Genomic DNA, 24874 nt, shown 5'->3' with positions numbered 1-24874 from the left:
TTAATTGTACATTTAAAATATGACTGAAGCAGCTATAGAAAAAGAAAACAAACAAATTGCCAGGCAGTATAAAAAACTGCTAAGCATAAGTTACCGCAGTCTTAGTGAAGACGACAAAAAGCAAATACGAAAAGCTTTTGATACCGCCGTAGAAGCGCATAAAGGCCAACGTAGAAAATCTGGGGAAGCCTATATTTTCCACCCTATTAATGTAGCTAAAATTGTAGCTTCAGAAATTGGATTGGACGCAACCTCGATAACCGCAGCCTTACTACACGATGTGGTAGAAGACACCAAATATAATCTTGATGATATTGAGGAGATGTTTGGGAAAACCGTGGCGAGAATTGTTGACGGCCTCACAAAAATATCCAGTCTAAAAAAGGATAAAGATGTTTCCTTACAGGCCGAGAATTTCAGAAAAATGTTACTCACCCTTAATGATGATATTAGGGTAATAATTATTAAAATCGCCGACCGTTTGCACAACATGCAAACCATGGCGGCCATGCGAAAAGACAAGCAGGAAAAAATTTCTTCAGAAACACTTTATATATACGCTCCTTTAGCTCATAGAATTGGTCTTTACAACATTAAGACCGAGCTGGAAGATCTAAGTTTAAAATATACAGAACCAGAGATCTTCAATAATATTTATACCAAAATTAGGGAGAGTAAAGAAGAGCAGGATGCCTATATAAAAGAGTTTTCAAGAGTTATTGAAGATTCCCTTAACAAGGAAGACCTTAAATATGATATAAAAGGAAGAACAAAATCCATTTATTCCATTCATCGCAAGATGGAAGCTCAAAATGTTGATTTTGAAGAAGTTTACGACAAATTTGCCATTAGGATTATTTATGACAGTGACCAGGAAAATGAAAAATTCCTGGCCTGGAAAATCTATTCCATTGTCACCGATAACTTTAGACCAAACCCAACGCGTTTAAGAGACTGGATTTCTTCGCCTAAATCTACGGGTTATGAAGCTTTACATATTACCGTGATGGGACCAAAAGGTCGTTGGGTAGAAGTGCAGATAAGAAGTAACCGCATGAACGAAATTGCCGAGAAAGGTTACGCTGCCCATTATAAATACAAGCAGGGAAATGTACAGGAAGAACGCGGGATTGAAGAATGGCTCAATAGGCTTCAAGAGGCGTTGGAAAATCCAGATGCCAATGCGGTTGATTTTGTAGAACAATTTAAGCTGAACCTTTATTCCAAAGAAATTTTTATTTTCACACCACAGGGAGATTTAAAATCTTTACCTAAAGGTGCAACCCCTTTAGATTTTGCCTTTAGCATTCACACCGAGGTTGGTTTAAAAACACGAGGCGCAAAAGTGAATAACAAACTGGTGCCCTTAAGCCATCAACTTAAAAGTGGCGACCAGGTGGAAATAATCACTTCAGATAATGCAAAACCCAACGTAAATTGGTTGGATTATGCAACTACGGCACGGGCAAGGGCTAAAATAAAAACATCCCTTAAAGATGAAAAAAGGGAAATTGCCGAAGAAGGGAAAGCTATTCTTACGCGTAAATTGCGAGCACAAAAAATTCCGTTTAACGAAAAAACCATCAATGAACTGGTAGTTCATTTTAACCTAAAAACCAGTTTAGATCTTTTTTATCGCGTAGGAATTGGAAAAATAGACAACAAGTTACTCAAAGACTTTGCTTCCTCGCGTAGCAATGCCCTGGTAAGTTATATTAAACGTAAGATTAGAAAGCCGGTTATTGCCGAAGATATTGACAAAGATGAAATCACCTCTAAATATGATCAGCTGGTTTTTGGCAGGGATGAAGATGAGACCCTGGAGTATAAGCTAGCCAATTGTTGTAATCCTATTCCCGGGGACCAGGTTTTTGGTTTTGTTACCGTTAACGACGGGATAAAAGTACATAAGAAAAACTGTCCCAATGCTTTGCAACTGCAGAGTAATTATGCCTACAGGATCATCCCGGCAAAATGGATAGATTCTTCACAACAGGATTTTAAAGCTGTGGTAAGTCTAAAGGGAATTGATAATTTAGGATTGGTAAGTGAAGTCACAAAAGAGATTTCCAGCAATTTAAATGTCAATATGCAAAAAGTTAATTTTGAAAGCGTAGATGGTGTTTTTAGTGGACAGATTACCCTTAGAGTTAAAAACAATGCGATTCTTACCAGGGTGATAAACCGACTTAAAAAAATTAACGGCATCGATAAGGTTAGCCGTGAATAATCCCATATCTTTGTAAGCTACATTAAATTATGAGCAAAAAAGTTGTAAATAAAAACGATCAAGCCGTAGTTAAAAACGTCTTTACCAAGTATTTGGAGGAAAAAGGACATAGAAAAACTCCCGAGCGTTTTGCTATTCTTCAGGAGGTTTATAATAATGACGATCATTTTGATATCGAGTCGCTTTATATTAACATGAAGAATAAAAAATACCGGGTAAGCAGGGCTACTTTATACAATACTATTGAATTATTACTGGAATGCGGATTGGTTAGAAAGCACCAGTTTGGGCAAAACCAGGCACAATATGAAAAGTCTTATTTTGACAGGCAGCACGATCATGTAATATTAACCGATACCGGGGAAGTGATCGAGTTTTGTGACCCACGCATTCAATCGATAAAAAAAACTATAGAAGAAGTGTTTGATATTGAAATTAACAAACATTCGTTATATTTTTACGGCAATAAAAAAACAACCAACTAACTTACTATTTTCATGGCGGTAGATTTACTACTCGGTCTCCAATGGGGTGACGAAGGCAAAGGAAAAATTGTTGATGTACTCACCTCTAATTACGACATTATTGCGAGATTTCAGGGCGGTCCCAACGCAGGACACACTCTTGAATTTGACGGACAAAAACACGTACTCCACACGATTCCTTCGGGCATTTTTCACGACGACACCGTAAATTTGGTAGGAAATGGCGTGGTAATAGATCCGGTGATCTTTAAGAAAGAACTGGACAACCTTAGCAATAACAATATAGATTATAAAACTAAGTTACTCATTTCGCGTAAAGCCCATCTTATTTTGCCAACACACCGGCTTTTAGATGCCGCTTCTGAAACTTCTAAAGGAAAAGCCAAAATAGGTTCTACCTTAAAAGGAATTGGCCCAACTTATATGGACAAAACCGGCAGGAACGGGATTCGGGTTGGCGATCTGGAAATGGATAACTGGAAAGATAAATACAGAACTTTAGCCGATAAGCATCAAAAAATGATCAAATTCTACAATGTAGATGTTCAATATGATCTGGCTGAAATGGAAACGGAATTCTTTGATGCCATTGAAACCTTAAAAGAACTCACTTTTATAGATAGTGAAGCTTATTTACATGAAGTGCAAAAGGAAGGAAAAACAGTTTTGGCTGAAGGAGCGCAGGGATCACTGCTCGATATAGACTTTGGCACTTATCCTTTTGTAACTTCCTCAACCACTACAGCTGCCGGAGCCTGTACCGGGCTTGGCATTGCCCCAAACAAAATTGGAGAAGCTTTTGGTATCTTTAAGGCCTACACAACCCGCGTGGGTAGTGGCCCCTTCCCTACCGAGCTCTTTGACGAAGATGGTGAAACCATGGGCCGCGTAGGTAACGAATTTGGCGCTACAACCGGCCGTGCCCGTAGATGTGGATGGTTAGACCTCGTTGCTTTAAAATATGCGGTAGAAGTAAACGGCATCACACAGTTAATTATGATGAAGGGTGATGTGCTTAGCGGCTTTAAAACTCTTAAAGTTTGTACCGCCTATAAGTATAAAGGAGAAGAAATTAAACACCTGCCTTACAATATTGAACCAGAAAATATCAGTCCGGTTTATACTGAAATTAAAGGTTGGGCAGCAGATCTTACAGGTATGACGAAGGCTGAAGAGCTGCCAAAAGAATTTAACGACTATGTAGAATTTTTAGAGAAAGAATTGGAAATTCCAATCAAAGTAGTTTCTGTAGGGCCAGATAGAACACAAACTATTCAGCGATAAGAGCATAAATATTATAAAATTCAAAAAGCCGTTTCGAAATGAAACGGCTTTTTTTTGTAACAAAAACTTAGAAAATTTGTTTTACTAATCTTCTTCCGGAGGAACGATGAAGAATCCGGCGATAGCTTTTACCTCGTCCATGGTTAATGGCTCGTCGAAAGCTTCTGTAACGGCATTATTTCCACCAAGATCTGGGAACATACCGGCAAGATCTACTCCACCCTGCACTGTATTGTCTTCCCCGGCATAAATAGGAGCAAATGGCTCTGGTAGCGTATTTTCTGTACCTGTGATCCATCCTTTTTCTCCTCTTAGCCTTCTTACTTTAGAAGCATGTCTTGCTTCTACCGAATGAATTTGCAGCGCATATTCTAAAAGTGCATTATCATTGGCCAAAGCTCCTGCCTGACCTTTATAAGCTCTTACGCCGGTATCTTCAAATCCTTGTGAAAGAGCTAAGAAAGTTTGATAATTACTAAAAGTATCTAAACTTAATCCACCGGGTCCACCGGTAAAATCGAAAGTTGGTTTAGCTATTGCAGCATCTCCCAAAGCAGCCTTTAGAAATGCAACGTGACTATCTTCGTGCTTGGAAATTTGCGCAAACACATCTTTAGTCTCGGCTGGGATTAACCCATCTGTATCTACGGCAATATTATAGAACTCTTTCTCTAAATATTCCAAAGTTAGTGCGAAGTTTAAAACAGCTGTAGAGTCGGCTTGAAAAGCAGCTGCAGCCATAGAAGAAGTTGCTGCTTTAGCTTTATTACTGGTAGCCGCAAGACCAAAAGGAATGGAAGCAATAGCCGCACCTTTTCCAAAGTCTTTAAACTGTTTAAGCGATTCCCTTCTGGAACCTTTTGCATTCAATGCTTTCTCATCAGAAAGCTTATCTAGAAATTTTATAAAACTCATAATGTCTTTTTTTGAAATTAGTAAATGGAAAATTAATTACTCGGTAGGCAATTCATTTGCAGTAAACTCTGTCTTCACAAATCCTGTGTTAACTACTGCAGAAAGTACATCTGCCGGCGGAGTAGCTTTGTCATAAGCTTTTCCTGAACCACCAACATCAACAAGTACTTCATCTCTGGCAAATGCAGTGGTATTTGGTTCCATTAAATCTGCAATTGCCGAAGCATGTCTGGCTTCCACAGAAACAATTTTTCCTGCAATTAATAAGTAAGTGCCTCCTAATTCTGCATCTACATCAATTAATTTCCCGGCACCATTAAAGGCAGAAACACCGGTATCTTCCAATAAAAGAGAAGTTGAAAGGACAGCCATTCTATCATCAAAATCTACGCTTGAAAAATCGAATTCAACATCTGGTAAAACTTTATCTTCATTTCCTTCTCCAACTGCGGCTGTAATAGCAGTTTTAAAGAAAGCACTATGTATAGATTCGTGATAATAAAGATCGTCCATAATCTGCTTTTCATTATCATCTGCTCCAGCATAGTAACCACCTTCTCTTACTTCTTTGTAAAATGCGGTTTCCAATTGTTCTAAAGCGTAAGCATAGTTAAGAACACCAAGATTACCTGCACCAAGATCAAAAACATCATCTCCTGGTTCGGGCGGTTTTGGGCCTGGCAAATCATCATCATCACTACAGGAGTACATTAGAAAACTGGAGCCTGCGAATGCTAAGCCTCCAAGTTTAATAAATCTCCTCCTCGAATTTCTTTTGTCGTCTTTAGTGGAATTCCCACTAAACTCTACCTTAACTGGTTTTTTCATAATTTAAATTTTTAGTTCTTTGGTAAACTTACGCAGCATTAAGCGTTCTGGTTTTTTAATCGAAGTTAAAGTTTTCTAAAGAAAAGCTTTTTCTGTCTTAATTCTTGTGAATTTATCTACAAAAGGCATTTTTAAAGCATTCAACAAGCAGTTTTATCAATTTACAAATGTAAAAACTGCATAAAAATCAAAGTTATGATCTCTGGATTTTGGCAATTTTATTCAGCTAAATTTTAATTACTTTTGAATAAAATTTTTCGGTTTGAGAAAACTCCTCCTTTTAATCTTGCTTTACCTGGTTTGCAATGCCTCCCTTTTTTCTCAGGAAGGCAAAAAAATAGACTATACCAGTGACCGTACTGTAAAAAACGAAGAGAAGTATCCCGGTGCAATTGTACTTAGTAAAGTTCAAAATCAAGTTCATTTTATTCACGAAGGCATCGAAATTTGGTGTGACCAGGCCATTCATTACGACCAGGAAAACTTTTTTAAGGCTTATGGCAATGTGAGGATGCAACAGGGAGACACCGTGAGTATGGAAAGTAAATATGCCGAATACAATGGGGATACCCAATTTGCTTTTGCCAGTGGGCAGGTAGTGATGCAACGACCTCAAACGACGCTTAAAACCGACACCTTATTTTTTGACCGACTAAAACAACAGGCTTACTACAGGAGTGGCGGGAAAGTAATAGATACCGGCGGGGTTATTACCAGTAATATTGGAAGGTATTTTTTAGAAAAGGATAAATATTCCTTCGTTTCTGAAGTAAAATTAACCAATCCCGAGTATGTAATTACTTCAGAGCAACTGGATTTTTATGGTGAAACTGGCCACGCCTATCTTTACGGCCCCTCTACTATAGAAAGCGAAAGCAGCACCGTGTATTGCGAACGGGGCTTTTATGATACCCGCGGGGATACGGGATATTTTGTAAAAAACTCCAGGATAGATTATGACAATCGCACGGTAAAAGGTGATAGTATGTACTTTAACCGAAATACCAATTTTGCTTCGGCAACCAATAATATTGAGGTGATTGATACAATTAATGAAAGTGTGGTCACCGGGCATTATGCCGAAGTATTTAAAGAAAATGATTCGGTATTTATTACTAAAAAAGCTGTGGCTGCCAGCGTGCAGGATAAAGATTCGCTTTTTATACACAGCGATACGATTATGATTACCGGCAAACCGGAAAAACGAATTATTAGGGGATTTTATGATGTTAGGCTTTATAAAAGCAATATGAGCGGAAAAAGTGATTCGGTGCATATTAACCAGGCTACGGGGCTTACCCAAATGATCAATCTCAACTCTGGCCCGGTTTCTTCCATAGAAGTGCGACGAAGCCCTGTTTTATGGTCTGGGTTGAGTCAAATGACGGGCGACACTATTCATTTGCAAAGCAATACCAGGACTGAACAATTAGATTCCTTAAGGGTTTTTAATAATGCGTTTTTAATACAAAAGGACAGTATAAAGGGCTACAACCAGGTGAAAGGTCAGGATTTGGTTGGACTATTTGAAAATAACGAACTCTACCAGGTAGATATTAACAAAAATACCGAGACCTTATATTATAGTAGGAATAGCGAAAAAGAACTTATTGGCATTAATAAAACCCTGTCCAGTTCTATTAAAATACTGTTTAGTGACCGGCAAATAGATGATATTTATTATTACAATAATGTAGATGGAGACCTTACCCCGGAAGAGGATTTCCCTATAAATGCCCGGAAATTAATAGGTTTTAATTGGCGTGGCGACGAGCGCATACTTACCAAACAGGACCTCTTTAAAGGCCAGCCGGAACCGGAATTAATTAAAATTGAAGGTATTCCCCTGCCGGAAGAGCAGAATGATTTCTTTGATGAACGGGAAGAAGGAGAAGATATGCTGCTGAATGAAAAATCACGCTTAAAGCCAGATGATCTCAAGAACAGAGAGAAAGATAGTATTCCGCAGCTAAAAGAGCCGCAGAAACTAAAGAGCGAAGAAGAAAAATAAACCACCTGGAGACAATCCCTATGGGGGTAAATATCGACTATCGAGTAAACCGGAAGCAGAAGAAGGACAAGTTGATGAAGAAAGATTTTATAAAATACCAGGCACAAACCACACCTCATCCTTTAGGCCTGGAAGTAGAACGAGCACAAGGAACGTATATTTATACCACCGATGGGAAGAAACACCTGGATTTTGTAGCCGGCGTTTCCGCCTGTAGTCTTGGGCATTGTCATCCCAAAGTGGTACAGGCTATAAAGGAACAAGCAGAGAAATACCTGCACGTGATGGTTTATGGAGAATATGCCCAGGAACCGGCGGTTGCTTTAACCAAATTACTCGCGCAACATTTCCCAAAACCTTTAGAGAAAACTTATCTCACCAATTCTGGTACCGAGGCTATTGAAGGCGCTATAAAACTGGCACGGCGCTACACCGGCCGGGCCGAAATTATTGCGGCCAGAAAAGCCTATCACGGCAACACCATGGGTTCTCTAAGTTTAATGGATTTTGAGGAGCGTCAAAAACCATTTAGACCACTCCTGGGAGGAATTTCCTTTATTAACTTCAACGAAAAGGAAGATCTGCGAAAAATCACCAAAAATACTGCCGCGGTAGTTTTGGAAAGCATCCAGGGAGGCGCAGGATTTATCTTTCCGGAGCATAATTATTTAGAAGCCGTAAAACAACGTTGCGAAGAAGTTGGCGCTTTATTGATTTTAGATGAAATTCAGCCGGGATTTGGCAGGACGGGAAAACTCTTCGGGTTTCAAAATTTTAATGTGGTTCCAGACATTGTCGCTTTGGGAAAAGGAATGGGTGGCGGTATGCCCATTGGTGCTTTTGCTGCATCATCGAAAATCATGGACAGCCTTTCAGACCGGCCAAAAATGGGACATATTACGACCTTTGGGGGAAATCCCGTGATTGCTGCTTCAGCTCTGGCAACTTTACGAGAAATCACCACTTCTGGACTTATGACAGAAAGTCTTGAGAAAGAAAAACTCTTTAGAAAATTACTGGTGCACCCGCTAATTTCTGAAGTCCGCGGCAAAGGCTTAATGCTTGCTATTATTGCTTCTTCAGAAGAAATAGCCAATAAATTAATCTTAAAATGTAAGGAAAAAGGTCTTATTCTTTTCTGGCTTTTATTCGAACAAAAAGCAGTAAGGATTACCCCTCCCCTAACTATTTCTAATGCTGAAATAAAAGAGGGCTGTGGCATCATTATTGACGTATTAAACGATATCATAAAGCAAGAAAAAGCTGTTGATTAGTTTGTTAACAACAATTTTAAACTTCCGGAAATTCATTCATTTTGATTTTTAAATTAATAATGTAGAAATCCGGTAATTCATAACGTATGCATTTAAGCCATAACGACGAAAACAATTTCTCTCTCGCGCGCTTCGAATCTATGCTTAAAACCAATGATGTTTTATTCTTTGATTCGATGGAGTTTGAAGATATTATTCATTATTATCTGGAAAATGGAAAATTTGCACTGGCAAAAAAGGCGGTAAAATTAGGACTTACCCAGCATCCAGACTCTGTAAATCTTAAACTTTTTAAGATAGAAATCCTGGTTTTTGAAGATAAGCTAGATGCTGCTGAAACCATGCTTACCGAGTTGCAGGAATTAGAATCTTCTAATGAGGAGGTTTATATCCAAAAGGCGCAAATCCTTTCTAAACGAGACCAACATGCCCAGGCAATCGCTGCTTTAAATCTGGCTTTAGATATCACTCCAGATCCTGCCGAGGTGTATTCCCTAATTGGCATGGAGTATTTGTTTTTGGAGAATTTTGAGAAGGCCAAATTCAGTTTTATGAAATGCCTGGAAGCCGATGAAGAGGATTTTTCAGCATTGTACAATATTATGTACTGCTTCGATTTTCTGGATCAAAAACCACAGGCCATAGAATACTTAAATATGTACCTGGACAAAAATCCTTACTGTGAAGTAGCCTGGCACCAAATAGGAAAACAGTATTTTGACCTGGAAGAATATCACAAGGCGCTTTCTGCCTTCGATTTTGCCATAATTAGTGACGATCTTTTTATTGGCGCTTACTTAGAAAAAGGAAAAGTGCTGGAGAAGTTAGGTCGTTACCACGAAGCCATAGAAAATTACCGACTTACCTTAGAGTTAGATGACCCTACTTCCTTTGCCTATTTGCGCATTGGAAAATGCTTTGAGAAAATAGGCTTAAATGAATTGGCCCTTAAGCATTATAAAGATTGTATGCACGAAGATCCGCTTTTGGACAAAGGCTGGATTGCCATTACAGATTTTTATATTAAAAAGAAAAACTATCAAAAAGCGCTTTACTACATAAATAAAGCGATAAATATAGACGAAGAAAACGTACTTTACTGGCAGCGTTATGCCAAAATAAATAACCGCTTAAAGTTTTATGAAGAAGCAGAGCACGGTTATAAAAAAAGCCTGGACCTGGGAAATTATGAATTAGAGACCTGGGTGCGACGTTGTGATATCTTGATTGACCTGGGAGAGTTTGAGACGGCGGTTCAAAATTTAAATCAGGCGTTGGAATTTTATCCCCATACGGCCGAGATAGAATTTCGTTTAGCCGGACTTTACTTTTGTCTTAATGAAGGTGAGAAAGCTTATTTTCACCTCAATAGAGGATTAAAAATTGATGCTGAATATTATATTGTGATCGAAGAATTATTCCCGAAGATCTTTAACCGCAAAAGCGTAAGACAAATTATTAATTCTTTTATTGATTTGTCTTAGTTAACTCATCGATCAACTTAAAAGTAGTTTTGTTTAAAAACCTCACAGGTCTCCAAGACCTGTGAGGTTTAAACTTATTCCTGATATTTTGCTTTTTTTGATCCTGCGTAAATTTGATATTTTAAAAATTTAGATTCTAACGCACCATTAAAGAGCTTATATCTTTTTGAAGGTCTCAATCCAACGTGTTTTATGCTCTCTAAATTTGACGTAATAAACCAGGCATCTGTCCCCGGGTATGCTTGCTTTAGGGTATCTCCAATTTCTTTATAAAATTTTGGCATATCTATTTCCAGACGCTCCCCGTAAGGCGGATTAAATACAATATGCAAGTGACGCTCGTTTTCTTTTTCCGAAGCAAAGAAATCCTGTCGCTGTACTTTTATAAATTCAGAAAGATTGGCATTTTCTACGTTATCTATGGTTTTATGCACCGCAGATGGAGAAGTGTCATAACCTTTAATCGTAAAATGAAATTCCTTGATTTTCTTTAAAACCGATGCTTCAATTTTTTCAAAAAGGTCTTCGTCCCAATCTTTCCAACGTTCAAAAGCGAATTCTTTTCGGTTTAAGTTTGGCGGAATATTACAGGCGATCATCGCAGCTTCAATCAAAATAGTACCACTCCCGCACATAGGATCTAAAAAATCACTCTGGCCTTCCCAACCCGAAAGCAATAACATCCCCGCCGCTAAAACCTCGTTAATCGGCGCGATATTGGTCGCCGATTTATAGCCGCGTTTATGTAAAGATTGCCCCGAAGAATCGAACGAGACATTACAGTAATTCTTTTCAATGTGAATATTAATACGCAGCGTAGGAAAATCTAAATCTACGCTGGGACGCCTTCCAAATTTATCTCGAAACCGGTCCACAATCGCGTCCTTGGTTTTTAGGGAAATGTATTTAGAATGCGTAAACGTTTCGGAATGCACGGTAGCATCTATGGCTAGGGTATCATCTACATCCATAAAATCCTCCCAGGGCAAATTATAAATTTCCTTATACAGGTCTTCTTCAGAAAAAATTTTAAAACTTCGGTATGGTTTTAAGATCTTAATGGCCGTTCGCAGGCAGAGATTGGCTTTATACATAAAGCCGGTATCCCCCACAAAACTTACATTCCTGGTACCTTCTTTTACATCCATCGCGCCAAGTTTTAGTAGTTCTTTTGCCAACACAGGCTCAAAACCAAACATGGTCTTGGCGATCATTTTAAAATTATTTTGCATATCGGTTTTTTACAGTCCACAAAAATAGGGTAATTTTGTCGAATAAAAGTACGACCGACTTTGGGTAAACTGAAAACTTGCCACAGGTTTTTAACATAGATGAAAGTTTTTAAGGCTAAAATATGTTACTGCTTTTTTACCTCAGGATTGTAGAAACTACATCTTAAGCGTTTTCTGTAAGTTTACTAATGGATTTTATTACTAAATGATTTATATTTTACCGCTACTTTCTGTTCTCATTGGGTATATTATTGCCAGCTTTTTAAAGCCCTCCTCCTCTACGGGCTTTAAGTTGCTACTTAGTTTTAGTGGGGCTTATTTACTCTCGGTAACGGTTTTTGAACTTTTTCCGGCAGTTTATTCCACCGGAAATCCGCAGGTTGGAATTTTTATAATGCTGGGTTTACTCCTACAAATTGTGTTGGAGTTTATTTCGAAAGGAGTGGAACACGGGCATTTGCACCAACCCGCGAATATTGAGCAGTTCCCGGGGTTATTACTTTTTAGCTTAAGCATTCACGCCCTTTTGGAAGGCTTCCCAATGGATGAAGGCCATCATATTCTACACGGAGTTGTGATCCATAAAATTCCCGTAGCCACTATTTTAGCGGTTTTTTTATTACATTCTAAACTCAGTAAACCCAGGATCTTTTTATTCCTGGGCATTTTTGCCTTAATGACACCATTAGGCAGTTTTCTAAAATCGCAATTTGCCTTATTAAAAGAGATATCGGTTTATGTAAACGCGATGGTTATTGGGATTTTTTTACATGTATCTACTACTATTTTATTTGAAGCTTCCAAAAATCATAAGTTTAATCTCTCCAAACTCGCGGTAATTATCGGCGGAATTTTACTCGCTTATTTTATTTAAGGTTTTTGGGCAGGTTTTACTGAGACCCGCCAACCTTGAAACCGCCATAATTTACGAACCAATTTCGAAAAAAAAGCTTCATCCAGCTTACTTATAACAATTACTGAAAGTTTTAAATTGGAGGTTTCTGAGGTATTCATACCTGAGATTACTATGGTATATACCCACGTTTTCCGCAAAGATTAATAGCCGTTGATAGCCCGCTGAACACCACGATTCAAAAATTTAACAAAAAGGGATAACTTGGAAGAAAATTTCGCATTATCTCAAAAATACTAAGGGATATTGGGTATATTTATAGATAATACGTTACCTGCAAGCTAAAAAAACAAGTTTAGATTAAAATGCAACGATTTTTTGATAAAATAGGAAATTTGAAGAGAGGAATCCAAATATTTTTGGTAATACTGTGTTTTATCTTATTCCTTTCTCTGATTTTGGCATCCATAAGTCTAATCACTAATCAAAATTATTTTTTGAGAGAAAATCTTGCGAAGAATTTAGATGAGTTGATAAACATTCTGGTTTTAGCTTCTTCTCTAACAGCATTTGTATCTATCTTCTTTACTTTAGAACAATCACGAAGAGACAGAAAAAATGAACTTCAACAGACCACAATAGATCTATTTAAGGAATTAAGAAGTGAGAGATTTCGAAATATTACTAACAATGCTTGGGATATTAGACAAAAATGGAGTTCGGGAGATAATAAATTTAAGAAGAAGCTTATCAAGGCAATGTTCTCTGAAAAACCAAACCAAAAATTGGGAATAACTGCGGACCATATCCAATCAATCTATGACTTAGTTGGGTTTTATACTGTACTAAGTCTGTATCGAGGGAATGAAGATTTTATTCGAGATTTAAACTACTTTTATTATGGTTGGTGGAGAAATTTTCTTTACGACTTATCGGAATTCAAAGATGGACAAAGGATTTCTGATTTATTTGAATTAAATGAATATAATAACATTGAGTTTAGACAAGAATATATAGCCAACGTATCTTTCAGTACCGCTCTTAATCGATTGGATAATTTATGTGGTTTTGAAAACGTTCCAAAAACTCTTGAGTTTCACAAAAGTGGCGGATAAAGCCAGCAGGTAATCGAGTGGGCGGTTCCGCCATTAAATGACAGAATGTACCCCTCACACCACTCCCGAGGCCTCGGGATACGGGTCTTCCCGATAAAAATCGGGACAGGCTATATACGGCGGTTCAATAGTGAAACTTATCGATTATAGTATTCGATTAAACTAACATAACCTTTCATTTTTAAGCGTTCTACGATAATGGTGGTACGCAAAATAGGACTTTGGGCTACTGCCGAACCGCCCATTCTGGTACGGCTCCAGGCATAGGCGTGGTCAAAGTCAATCCCCAAGCGAATCAGGTTTTTCCGTTTTCGTTCGGGTTTTTTCTCCCGAGGATTCGGGACCAAACGCAATACCGTAAACGGTTCCTTAACCATTCTTCCAGCTCTTTAGGCTTTCCTTGAATGGATGCTGGTCTGAATTAATTCACCTATATCCTAACCAAAAAAGGAATCAAGGCAACCAATGCAGATTTTGGGCTAATGGTACTGGCTTATAACTTGAAAAGGATCTTGAAGTTAATTAATAAGAATGAACTCAGCTTTATGACTATCAAAAACACTATGATCAATTAGAACTGCTACTGTCCCTCATTTTAAACTGTTTTTGAGCACGTAAAAGCAATTTTCAAAAAATGGTAGTACACCGATAAATTTCATCAAAATCAGAAAAATATTATTTTTAAGAGAATTAATTGGTAGTTTTGAGACAAACTGCCGTTGCCAGCAATACGAAAAAAATTGCGTAAATCATATTTTGTACATATATTTGTACTTTATTAAATACAATATTATGCAAATAACAACTGTATCTGATTTTAGAAGAGATATTAAAACATACTTGGACAGAGTTGTAAAGAACTTTGAGACTTTAATTATAAATCGTGGAAAAGACTCTGGAATTGTAGTTATGTCTTTGCAGGAATACAATTCGCTAATGGCTACAAATCACGAATTATCTTCTCGAAAAAATGAATTACGATTAGATTCTGCAATTGAAAAACTAAGAAGCGGAATGACTATGAATAAAGACCTAATCGAAGATTAAGATGAAATATATATTCGTTGACGAATCTTGGGAAGATTATTTATACTGGCAAAAAACCGACAAGAAAAAGCTCAAGAAGATAAATGAACTTCTGAAAGACATTTCTCGAAATCCTTTTGATGGAATTGGAAAACCTGAACCTCTAAAGCATAAATACGCTGGATTTTGGTCAAGACGAATTGATAGTGAAAACCGACTGATTTATAAATATAGAGAAGGAGAAATTTTAATTGCGAAATGCAGGTTTCATTACGACTGAAAAAATACTGCGTACAATAACTAAGCATTCGTGTGGCCGGTACGGCCTAACATGAATGCCGTGTTGACTAAACCGGCTGTTCGTCGATTAGCCACTATGGGGATTGGTCTGTTTGCCTTGAGTGCTTTTAGGTAGAGAATCCCACCTTTCTTTTTATTTGGTGGCTAAAACCTAAGGTAAGAAGATAGCAAGTTGTACCATTTTGGGCATTGAACGGATTTTATTGCTACTTTTTGCCATTTTCTTCAATTTTAGGATGTAGTCTCCCATTACGTCTTGCAGGATCGTTTTTCATTATCATTTAATTTTGGTTTTTCAATTTGTCAAGCCAGTATCTTGGTGGTCCTCGGGCTGTAAATATGGCCACGGTAATAAGTTTTCTTTTTTTGCATACCGGGCACACCTGGTTTTGCAGGGGTTTTCTTTCTGGTAGTGCTACCGTGCCCAGCACCTTTTGTAATTCTGGAATTATAATTCTTTTGTAATAACTGCTCAGGATACCATAATGCCTAATCCGGGTAAATCCCTTGGGCAGGATCCGGAAAGAATCGAGCCAGGTAATATTTTTGAAAACCGTCTGATGATCTTGAAAGTCATCGGAACGATATCGGCGGGAACAAAAAAATACGAAACGGGTTATTCAAAATCAGAAAAATATTATATTTAGGAGAATTAATTGGTAGTTTTATGACAGACTGCAATTTTTTAACGCAACCATTTCGGAGTTATTATATCTATACAATATAACCAGAAAACAAAAAATTATGAAAAATAGCAAATTGGTTTTTTTAATAGTTTGCGCGTTATTATTGCTTGCGAATTGTAATAATGAAAATATTGAAATCAACAAGATTATTGGAAAGTGGCAGTTAGTTAAAGGAAATAGTCTTATGAACGGAGGCGACTATTTGATTGATTCAGAAAATCAAAGAATTGAAGAATATACGGAAAATAAAGAGAGAATTCTCTATGATTATTTAGGTATTGAGACAGGCAGAGCTAGCTATAATATTACAGATTCAAACATTACTATTTTTGGAAAAAACTTAAATGGAGAAGAATGGGAAAACGATTATGAATATTGGTTTAAACAGGATACTTTAGTGATTCGTTATGATGGCGGATTTGAATATTACGATGAATTTTTTGTCCAGATTGATTAATATAAACACACTACAATCCAGTGGACGGTTTCGCCATTAAATGACGAGATTTAAACCTGACAGTCCTGTGGAGTAGAGCCGAGGTACCAGTCAGCGTACGGATCTTCCGAAAAAATCGAGGCAGGCTGTGTGATCGGTACTGCCTGTCCCGATTTTTCGGGATCCTAACTTGAAAGTCTTGCTCTTGCGGGATTGACTAAACCGGCTCTTCATCGATTGTTCCTATGGGGAATTGTCTATTTGTATTGTAAAATTTTAGATAGAGATCGGCTACTTTATTTTTATTTGGTGGCTAAACCTATCACCTTTTAATCTTCCATTACTCACTAAAACTCCAAAGAAAAAGAGGAATTAATCCTGGTTTTTGGTCCCACTTGATTTACCGGGGCATCTAAAGCAGTTCTTGTCCCCAGATCTATTTTAAGATTATTAAAACTTCCTTTAATTCCCGCACCTACTTCGCTGTTATAAAAAAATGGCTCTACTGCGTAAAAAGACTTGAAATCCTTCTTATTTAAAGACTTGGAAACAAACCTTCCAAAAGCGTAGAGTGAAAATGTTTTGTTTAAAGCGTATTCAAAACGTGCATCTGCACCAATTAATTGATCAACGACCATAGGATTAAGGTAGGAACTCTGTGTGATAGGCCCCGCACCCATTTCAAAATGAATTCTTTTATGATCGTAGTTTAAATAACTGCGGAAATACCTCTTCTGCCCCAACGCAGCATTAAAATCTTCCTCTTTATGTTGTTTAATGGAAAAGCGTTCTATAAAAGAAGTTTCAGTTTTTGCCTGTTCTTCTGAATTTATATTTCCTGAAGAAGTAAATTCATTTTCCTGCTGCGCCTGAAGCGTAAGACTAATAATACACAGGAATAGCAAAAAATAAAATTCACGGTATTTATTTATAAAATTTTTCATATTACCTCTATTTTACGCTCTAAAAATACCAAATTTTAACGGTTCAAAGCATTAAAATAAATATTAGCTAAAATTTAACTAAGAACGCAAACGCCAAAAGTGAAAGAATCTCCTAAACTTCAAATGAAAAAATTAGATTTCTTAACCTATTAAATGTACTTTTAAGTTTTATAGAAATACTGTTTATAAGCCAGATAAATTCAGTCAAAATTATTTGCGGAAACTAAGCCTATGCTATCCCTGTAAATTGCAACGATAATATGAAATCCCCGCTTCGTTTTTTATTGTTTTTAAGCCTTGTTTCTTTAAGCTTAATTTCCTGTTCAAAGCCAAAATCACAAAAACCCAATATACTTTTTATAAGTGTTGACGACCTAAGGCCACAATTAGGTAGTTACGGACTTGATTATATGAAAACGCCACACCTGGATGACCTGGCGGGAGAAGGCACGCTTTTTAAAAACCATTTCACCCAGGTGCCAACCTGCGGTGCGTCCAGGTATTCTATGCTCACTGGACTATACCCCACAAAACCGGGCCATTTATCGAACAACGCCATTGTTAATGAAATATCGAATGCCAGGGAAGCTGGGGCTCCTGAAACTTTTATCCACCACTTTAAAAACAACGGCTATTACATCGCCGGAATTGGCAAAATAAGCCATAGTGCAGATGGTTATGTTTACGGATATAACGAGGCGGTTTCTAACCAACGGGAACTGCCGCAAAGCTGGGACACCCTGTATTTTAATAGTGGTGCCTGGGATACCGGTTGGAAAGCCTTTTTTGCTTATGCAGATGGGGAAAGTCGCCAATCCCAAAACAAAAAGGTAAAGCCCTACCAACACGCACAGGTTGAAGATACCGGTTATCCCGATGGATTAACGGCCAAACTGGCTGTTGAAAAATTAAGTGTGCTTAAAGAAAGAAAAGAGCCGTTTTTTATGGGCGTCGGATTTTTTAAACCCCACCTGCCCTTTAACGCGCCAAAAAAATATTGGGATATGTACGAGAAGGAAAATCTCCCTCTCGCTCCCGTTATAAATGCTCCCGAAAACCTAACCCGGGCGGCGCTAAATAACAGCAATGAATTTAACCACGGATATCTAAATGCTGAAGAACATCCCGCCGCCAACAATCCGGTAAGTGATGCTTATGCACGCAGGTTAAGACATGCTTATTTTGCCGCGGTGAGTTATATAGATGCTCAAATAGGGATGGTTCTAAATGAGCTAAAACGGCTGGATCTGGATAAAAATACCATTGTTCTGGTATGGGGCGATCACGGCTGGCATCTGGGCGATCAATCCATTTGGGGTAAACACGCGCTTTTTGACAGGTCCTTAAAAAGCACCCTTATCATTAAGGCTCCCGGAGCGCAGGCTACCAATAAAACAGCCGAAGGGATTGTGGAAAGTGTGGACCTCTACCCCACCCTATGTGAATTAAGCGGCATCGCGGTACCCAATAATCTCGATGGTACTAATTTGGAACCCATGCTCAATGACGCCTCCAAGGAAGTGAAAAAAGCAGCACACGGGTTTTGGCATAATGGTACTACCGTGCGGACTAAAGAATACCGGTTAATGCGTTTTCCAAAACAAAAAGGTTCAGCTAAATATGGTTTGTTTGATCACAGGAAGGATTCCTACGAAGCGGTAGATATTTCAAAATCCAATCCCGAAAAAGTAAAGGAGTTGGAAGCGCTTTTAAAAGATTTCAGCAATAATTAAACTTCTCTAAAGTCAAACTATAAGCTTGGTTCTTAACAATTAATTTTTATTATGACCTTCAGAAAAATTTCACTTCAAAATTTAATTTTCGCGCTGTCGTTTATGTGCTTTTCGGCTTTAAGTTATGGTGGCGAAATAATCAATCTCAACAAGGATTGGAAATTCACCTATGGCTATGAAGTCCGCAAAGGGGTTTATGATGTTGTCTCGCTTCCGCACACCTGGAATAATAAAGACGCCACTTCTGGCAAAAATAATTATTACCGTGGCCTGGGGAATTATGAGAAAGAGCTGGAAATCCCTTCAGAATGGGCAACTAAACGATTGTTCCTTAAATTCCACGGCGCAAACACGGTAGCCAATGTTTTTGTAAATGGTGAGCACGTAGGCGAACACCGCGGCGGTTATACCGCTTTTACTTTTGAAATTACCGATAAATTAAAGCCGGGCGAAAAAAATAGAATTCAGGTAAGGGTCAACAATGCTCCTCAACTTGATGTAATGCCTTTGCTGGGCGATTTTAATATGTATGGAGGCATCTACAGGGATGTGGAACTTTTGGTAGAAAATCAAAACAGCATTTCCCCACTTCATTATGGATCTAATGGCATTTATCTGAAACAAGAAAATGTTACTTATAAAAATGCCGATGTTAATGCTGAAGTAAAGCTTCTGGGCGAGCCCGGCTCGGTATTAAACACAGAGATCAGTTTATTTTCTGATAAAAATTTAGTACTGAAATCCAATAAAAAGGCAACACTAAATGCGGAAGGAAAAGCCACGGCCAATATTCCTTTTTCGGTAAAAAATCCGAGGTTATGGGATGGAACCAAAGACCCGTTTATGTACCGTGCAAAGGTGAAAGTTTTTAAAGACGGGAAAATTGTGGATGAAGCTGAAGTTCCCTTAGGTTTACGCTTTTTCCACGTAGATCCGGATAAAGGTTTTTTTCTAAACGGAGAGCACCTGCAGTTAAAAGGGGTTTCCCGTCACCAGGACAGGCCAGAGCTGGGCAATGCCATTCACCCGCAACATCACCGCGAAGATGTTGCGATTATGCAAGATATGGGAGCCAATGCGGTGCGGCTTTCGCATTATCCGCAAGATCCCTATATGTACGGACTTTTAAATAAAGCGGGACTCGTGGTATGGAGTGAAATTCCGTTTGTGGGACCCGGTGGATATCGCGATAAGGGATTTGTAAATCAGGCTTCGTTTAAGGAAAACGGTCGCACACAGCTCAAGGAGATGATCTACCAGCAATACAACCACCCGTCGATTATGTTTTGGGGCTTGTTTAATGAACTAAAAGAAACCGGTGACAACCCCATTAATTATGTTAAAGAATTACAGCAACTTACCAAAAAGCTGGATCCTTCCCGAATCACGACTTCGGCCAGTAACCAAACGGGGGACCTTAACCGAATTACCGATATTATAAGCTGGAACCTATATTTTGGTTGGTATGGCGGTACCCCCGATGCAATTGGGGATTGGGCAGACAAAAAGCATGAAAAATACCCAAATACCCCAATTGGCATAAGTGAGTATGGCGCCGGTGCCAGCATTTACCATCAACAGGAAGAATTAAAAAAACCAAACGCAAATAGTTATTGGCATCCCGAAAACTGGCAAACCCATTTTCACGAAGAACATTGGATTGCCATAGATCAACGTCCTTTTCTTTGGGGAACTTTCATTTGGAACCTTTTTGATTTTGGGGCCGCACACCGCACCGAAGGCGAAATCCCCGGAAAAAACGACAAAGGCCTGGTAACTTTTGACAGATCAACGAAAAAAGATGCTTATTATTTTTACAAAGCCAATTGGAATAAGGAAGATCCCATGGTTTATATTGCTGAAAAACGATTAAAACGTCGCAGTAATGAACTTCAAACCATAAAAGTCTATTCCAATAGCAAGAAAATTGAACTATTTCACAATGGAAAATCTTTAGGTAAAAAATCTGGGAATTATGGCCGGTTTATCTGGGAACAGGTAAAGCTTCATAAAGGTGAAAATAAGCTAACCGCCAAAACTAAAAATGGGTTAAGTGATGAAATAATTATCACAAAAATTGAAAAGTCTAAATTATAAGAAGTTTTTATATTTTAAAAACCAATCATTTTTCAGAAAGATTGATCGGATAAAACGCAATATTTCAGAAGTTTAAAAAATAACAAGCTGTTTTGTTTCAACCTGTTAATTGGATGTTATGACACCAAAAATCGGAATCATTTATTCATCTGTAGATGGGCACACCAAAAAGATTTGTGAGACCCTAAAAAACACTTTTGAGGAGAAAAATATCACTACCGAACTTTATTCCATCGAAGGTTTTAAGAAGGATTTTCTGCAATATGATATACTTGTTATAGGTGCCAGCATTCGCTATGGAAAGCACAACCAAAAAATCCTGGATTTTATTCAGAATAATAAGGGTAAACTCAAGAGGATAAAAACCGCTTTTTTTTCGGTGAACCTGGTAGCAAGAAAGCCCGAGAAGAGCTCACCGGAAACAAACCCCTATTTCATTAAATTTATAAATCAAATCGACTGGAGCCCCGATTTCCCAGAGGTTTTCGCCGGACGGTTAGATTACCAATCTTATTCTTTTTTTGATAGTTTGATGATAAAATTAATTATGAAACTAACCAAAGGACCAACTAAAACCAGTGGTCCCATAGAATACACAGACTGGGAAAAAGTAGCGGCTTTTGCATCAAAAATCTGTGAGCATTATAAAATTCAGAAAGAGCACCAATCTGCAGTGGAATAAATATCGCAGTATTTCCGGGTCAGTTTTTCTGAATAGCAACGGTAGCCCAAATAAAGCAGAAATCGATGCTTATTTTAGGAAAAATAAAATTTCAAAGCTTCTGAAATTGAAATATTCTTTTTAAATTGAATTCTTTATTTACATAATCGCAATTTTAAACTTAAATTTCATCAATCTTGAAAAAAATATTACTAAGCGCTTTTTTATTGCTTATAAGCTTTAATGCATTGGCACAAAAGCAAAACGAAATAAGGATTTACGGTGGCATAACAACCAGCGATATTAGCCGGCATAGTAAACTGGATGGTGACGTTAGTTTAGATCTAAATAACACATATGAATTTGGCCTTCGTTATTTACTACAAATCACTCAAAACCTGGCTATTGAAACCGGTTTAAATTACTGGAGGGGAGACGTAAAAATTAATCCTCCTATGAACCCCGGTCCCAATTTAAGCAGTCGTAAAGAAAAATTACAAATCACTTCTATTCCTATTTATGCAAATTTTAGTTTTCTAGATTACTTTTTTATAAACGGTGGGCCGGTAATGGATTTTCAGTCTTCAGATAGCAGTATAGATGACCAATCTGGCATTGGCGTTGGCCTTGGAATTGGTGGAGAATACAGCTTTAACAATTTTAGTGTTTTTATAAATCCTAATATTAGGAGATATGCGGTGATTCCTTTTGAAGAAGAAAACAACCATCAAAAACTTACTTCTTTTGGTGTAAATTTAGGATTGGGCTATCAATTTTAAATTTGCAAGGAATGCTATTTAGTTTTTTTCCGGAGAATATTAGTTCAACTGTTCATTTAACTCAATTCAGGAAACCATTAATTTGCATTTTACAAGCTTCAACTTACTAATACGTATAGCGAAAACTTGCTCCTTTTACTATAAAATCGTAAAATTACAGGCGATTTTAAATAAAAGCGCACTTAAACAGCCCAGCTTACATTTTTAAACCTGAAATACCTGAATGGAAAATAACAATACTCCTGAAAATGAAAATATTCCTGTTAACAAAGAACTTGGTATTTGGCCTGCTTTAATCCCGGTTTTTGCTTTAATTGCAATGTTAGCTTTTAATGTTTTTGTCTATGGAGATTCGGCTTTAGATGGTTCCAATCAGTTTGTACTTCTTCTTGGTGCCGCAGTGGCAGCGATCGTTGGTTCGCTAAATAAGGTGGAATATAAAAAGATGATCCAAGAAGTAGCCGGAAACATTGAAAGTACGGCAGGTGCTATTCTCATTTTGCTTATGGTAGGTGCACTGGCTGGAACCTGGCTTATTTCAGGGATAATTCCTACAATGATCTACTACGGACTTCAAATTTTAAACCCCACAATATTCCTGTCTGCCTGTGTAATAATTTGCGCAGTGATATCGGTTGCTACGGGAAGTAGCTGGACTACCTCGGCTACCGTGGGGATTGCGTTAATTGGGATTGCTGAAGCTTTAGGAATTTCGGTGGGAATGACCGCCGGTGCCATCTTATCGGGTGCCTACTTTGGGGATAAATTATCGCCTTTAAGTGATACCACAAACCTCGCTCCCGCTATGGCTGGGACAGATTTGTTTACGCACATTAGGTATATGACCATTACTACAGTGCCTACCATTATAATTACCTTAATTATCTTTACGATTATTGGCCTTAATCTCGATACCTCGGGTACTACAGATACCTCTGCCATTCTCGCATCTATTGAAAGATCATTCACCATAACTCCCTGGCTTTTTTTAGTACCGGCCATCGTGATTGCTCTCATTGTAAAAAAAACCTCTCCTCTTATCGCGCTACTCATAGGAACACTTTTAGGTGCTCTGGCTGCCCTTATTTTTCAACCGGGGATAGTTTTGGAAATCTCTGGTGCTAAGGAGCTTAATCTGGTAAGCGGTTATCGCGGGGTAATGAACGCAATCACCGTAAGTTCTGCTGTAGAAACCGATACGCAAAGTTTAAGCGATTTATTTTCATCTAGCGGAATGGCCGGAATGCTCGGCACTATTTGGCTCATTATCTGTGCTATGGTTTTTGGCGGGATTATGGAAGCTATTGGCGCACTTGCCAGGATAAGCAAAGCGCTATTAAACCTATTCCACACCACTTTTGGTCTTTTTGCCAGTACAGTTTTTAGCTGTCTTGCACTTAATGCTACGGCTTCAGATCAATATTTGGCCATTGTAGTACCGGGAAAAATGTTTGCAAAGGCTTACCGTGACAAAGGCCTCGCGCCCGAAAATCTTAGTAGGGCTTTAGAAGATTCTGGTACGGTCACCTCTGTATTAATTCCCTGGAATACCTGTGGAGCGTATCATAGTGGAGTTTTAGGAGTTCCTACTTTTAGTTATGCCGGATATGCCTTCTTTAATTATTTGAGCCCGTTTATGACATTACTTTTTGCTGCTTTGGGCATTAAAATTAAAGAATTAAACGAGTCTCATAAAACGCAGACTGCCTAAATAGATGTTTCCTATCTCGTTTATGATATTCGATAAACAAAACTTATTGCTAGATAAGATATTAAGATTTGAAAAACTTTTTTCAGCGGAAACATTCCTTAAATTTGCATTGAATTTGAAACGAAGTTAAACAACAAAAAAGTAAGATAATATGTCTTTAGTAGGTAAAAAATTTCCGAATTTAAGTGTTAATGCAATGGATGAAATGGGAGATACTTTCCAATTGAATATCCTGGAAGAAGCTCAGAAAAACAAAAAGAAAGTATTGTTATTCTGGTACCCAAAAGATTTCACCTTTGTTTGCCCAACAGAACTACACGCTTTTCAAAAAGCTGCAGAAGAATTTGAAAAAAGAAACGTAATGGTAGTTGGTGCTTCTTGTGATACTCCTGAAGTTCATTTTGCCTGGTTAAATACTGCAAAAGATGATGGTGGTATTGAAGGTGTTAAATACCCAATTCTTGCCGACTCGAATAGAAACCTAAGTTCTCGTCTAGGAATTTTAGATGTTTCTGCAGAATCTTATGATGAGGAAACCGGTGATGTAACTTTAGAAGGTGATAACGTAACTTACCGTGCGACATACCTAATTGACGAAGAAGGAAAAATTTTCCACGAAGGCGTAAATGATATGCCACTAGGTAGAAATGTTTCTGAATTTCTAAGATTAGTAGATGCTTATGCCCACGTACAGGAAAAAGGTGAGGTATGCCCTGCAAACTGGGAAGAAGGTAAAGAAGCTATGAATGCAGACAGAGATGGTGTTGCTTCTTATTTAAGTGCAAACTAA

22 protein-coding genes are annotated in these 24874 nt (G+C 38.0%); 17 read left to right on the top strand and 5 right to left on the bottom strand.

Going from position 1 to position 24874, the window contains the following annotated elements; translation table 11 throughout:
* The first annotated feature begins 19 nt into the window (after positions 1–19).
* From BUA71_RS02065 to BUA71_RS02055, 3 genes are read left to right on the top strand one after another with little or no spacing between them, the layout of a single operon-like run.
* Positions 20–2230 carry a RelA/SpoT family protein gene (locus tag BUA71_RS02065; RefSeq protein WP_072876208.1) on the top strand — a complete coding sequence of 737 codons (2211 nt, stop codon included), beginning with the start codon at positions 20–22 and terminating at the stop codon, positions 2228–2230.
* 29 nt (positions 2231–2259) lie between these two features.
* Complete coding sequence (locus tag BUA71_RS02060) at positions 2260–2715, top strand: Fur family transcriptional regulator (RefSeq protein WP_072876206.1); 456 nt, start codon at positions 2260–2262, stop codon at positions 2713–2715.
* 12 nt (positions 2716–2727) lie between these two features.
* On the top strand, positions 2728–3999 hold the full coding sequence (locus BUA71_RS02055) for an adenylosuccinate synthase (protein WP_072876204.1): 1272 nt from the start codon (positions 2728–2730) through the stop codon (positions 3997–3999).
* Positions 4000–4083: 84 nt separating this feature from the next.
* Here BUA71_RS02055 and BUA71_RS02050 read toward each other — a convergent pair whose 3' ends face one another.
* Positions 4084–4914, bottom strand: coding sequence for a ferritin-like domain-containing protein (locus tag BUA71_RS02050; protein ID WP_072876202.1), 831 nt, complete (start codon positions 4912–4914; stop codon positions 4084–4086).
* Between the two features lie 36 nt (positions 4915–4950).
* Positions 4951–5742: a ferritin-like domain-containing protein gene (locus BUA71_RS02045; RefSeq protein ID WP_072876200.1), complete on the bottom strand. Its 792-nt coding sequence runs from the start codon at positions 5740–5742 to the stop codon at positions 4951–4953.
* A gap of 262 nt (positions 5743–6004) precedes the next feature.
* Between BUA71_RS02045 and BUA71_RS02040 the strand changes: the two genes are divergently transcribed.
* From BUA71_RS02040 to BUA71_RS02030, 3 genes are all read left to right on the top strand, one after another.
* The gene (locus BUA71_RS02040; RefSeq protein WP_072876198.1) at positions 6005–7753 is read left to right on the top strand and encodes an OstA-like protein; all 1749 of its coding nucleotides are present in this window, start codon (positions 6005–6007) and stop codon (positions 7751–7753) included.
* 74 nt (positions 7754–7827) lie between these two features.
* Positions 7828–9027, top strand: coding sequence for an aspartate aminotransferase family protein (locus BUA71_RS02035; RefSeq protein WP_072876196.1), 1200 nt, complete (start codon positions 7828–7830; stop codon positions 9025–9027).
* An 86-nt stretch (positions 9028–9113) separates the two neighbouring features.
* Complete coding sequence (locus BUA71_RS02030; protein WP_072876194.1) at positions 9114–10511, top strand: tetratricopeptide repeat protein; 1398 nt, start codon at positions 9114–9116, stop codon at positions 10509–10511.
* Between the two features lie 74 nt (positions 10512–10585).
* Here BUA71_RS02030 and BUA71_RS02025 read toward each other — a convergent pair whose 3' ends face one another.
* On the bottom strand, positions 10586–11743 hold the full coding sequence (locus tag BUA71_RS02025) for a THUMP domain-containing class I SAM-dependent RNA methyltransferase (protein ID WP_072876192.1): 1158 nt from the start codon (positions 11741–11743) through the stop codon (positions 10586–10588).
* Positions 11744–11948: 205 nt separating this feature from the next.
* Here BUA71_RS02025 and BUA71_RS02020 point away from each other — a divergent pair, with 205 nt between their 5' ends.
* Together BUA71_RS02020 and BUA71_RS02015 are read left to right on the top strand one after the other, a co-directional pair.
* Positions 11949–12617 carry a ZIP family metal transporter gene (locus BUA71_RS02020; protein ID WP_072876190.1) on the top strand — a complete coding sequence of 223 codons (669 nt, stop codon included), beginning with the start codon at positions 11949–11951 and terminating at the stop codon, positions 12615–12617.
* Between the two features lie 344 nt (positions 12618–12961).
* A complete protein-coding gene (locus tag BUA71_RS02015; RefSeq protein WP_072876188.1) occupies positions 12962–13711 on the top strand; it encodes a hypothetical protein in 750 nt (249 codons plus the stop codon).
* A 137-nt stretch (positions 13712–13848) separates the two neighbouring features.
* On the opposite strand, the gene BUA71_RS02010 is transcribed toward BUA71_RS02015, so the two are convergent.
* Positions 13849–14088, bottom strand: a complete 240-nt coding sequence (locus BUA71_RS02010; RefSeq protein ID WP_449415959.1) for a hypothetical protein — start codon at positions 14086–14088, stop codon at positions 13849–13851.
* Between the two features lie 415 nt (positions 14089–14503).
* Between BUA71_RS02010 and BUA71_RS02005 the strand changes: the two genes are divergently transcribed.
* From BUA71_RS02005 to BUA71_RS01995, 3 genes are all read left to right on the top strand, one after another.
* On the top strand, positions 14504–14758 hold the full coding sequence (locus BUA71_RS02005; protein ID WP_072876186.1) for a type II toxin-antitoxin system Phd/YefM family antitoxin: 255 nt from the start codon (positions 14504–14506) through the stop codon (positions 14756–14758).
* A 1-nt stretch (position 14759) separates the two neighbouring features.
* On the top strand, positions 14760–15017 hold the full coding sequence (locus BUA71_RS02000) for a Txe/YoeB family addiction module toxin (protein ID WP_072876184.1): 258 nt from the start codon (positions 14760–14762) through the stop codon (positions 15015–15017).
* A 764-nt stretch (positions 15018–15781) separates the two neighbouring features.
* Positions 15782–16180: a hypothetical protein gene (locus tag BUA71_RS01995; protein ID WP_072876182.1), complete on the top strand. Its 399-nt coding sequence runs from the start codon at positions 15782–15784 to the stop codon at positions 16178–16180.
* A 326-nt stretch (positions 16181–16506) separates the two neighbouring features.
* Here the strand turns inward: BUA71_RS01995 and BUA71_RS01990 are convergent, their stop codons facing one another.
* On the bottom strand, positions 16507–17103 hold the full coding sequence (locus tag BUA71_RS01990; RefSeq protein WP_072876180.1) for a hypothetical protein: 597 nt from the start codon (positions 17101–17103) through the stop codon (positions 16507–16509).
* A 260-nt stretch (positions 17104–17363) separates the two neighbouring features.
* On the opposite strand from BUA71_RS01990, the gene BUA71_RS01985 reads away from it, so the two are divergent.
* The 6 genes from BUA71_RS01985 to BUA71_RS01960 all read left to right on the top strand — a co-directional run bounded on the left by BUA71_RS01985 (position 17364) and on the right by BUA71_RS01960 (position 24874).
* Positions 17364–18836, top strand: a complete 1473-nt coding sequence (locus BUA71_RS01985; RefSeq protein WP_072876178.1) for a sulfatase — start codon at positions 17364–17366, stop codon at positions 18834–18836.
* Positions 18837–18887: 51 nt separating this feature from the next.
* Positions 18888–20933: a beta-glucuronidase LacZ4 gene (gene lacZ4, locus BUA71_RS01980; RefSeq protein WP_072876176.1), complete on the top strand. Its 2046-nt coding sequence runs from the start codon at positions 18888–18890 to the stop codon at positions 20931–20933.
* Between the two features lie 118 nt (positions 20934–21051).
* A complete protein-coding gene (hemG, locus tag BUA71_RS01975) occupies positions 21052–21615 on the top strand; it encodes a menaquinone-dependent protoporphyrinogen IX dehydrogenase (RefSeq protein WP_072876846.1) in 564 nt (187 codons plus the stop codon).
* 176 nt (positions 21616–21791) lie between these two features.
* The gene (locus BUA71_RS01970) at positions 21792–22373 is read left to right on the top strand and encodes an outer membrane beta-barrel protein (RefSeq protein WP_072876174.1); all 582 of its coding nucleotides are present in this window, start codon (positions 21792–21794) and stop codon (positions 22371–22373) included.
* Between the two features lie 223 nt (positions 22374–22596).
* Positions 22597–24084: a Na+/H+ antiporter NhaC gene (nhaC, locus tag BUA71_RS01965; RefSeq protein ID WP_072876172.1), complete on the top strand. Its 1488-nt coding sequence runs from the start codon at positions 22597–22599 to the stop codon at positions 24082–24084.
* Between the two features lie 151 nt (positions 24085–24235).
* Complete coding sequence (locus BUA71_RS01960) at positions 24236–24874, top strand: peroxiredoxin (protein ID WP_072876170.1); 639 nt, start codon at positions 24236–24238, stop codon at positions 24872–24874.

This window comes from Salegentibacter echinorum, assembly GCF_900129445.1.
In the GTDB taxonomy this organism is placed as follows: Bacteria; Bacteroidota; Bacteroidia; order Flavobacteriales; family Flavobacteriaceae; genus Salegentibacter; species Salegentibacter echinorum.
The sequence above is the reverse complement of the archived record's forward strand: the minus strand, read 5'-3'. Positions and strand labels throughout refer to the sequence as shown.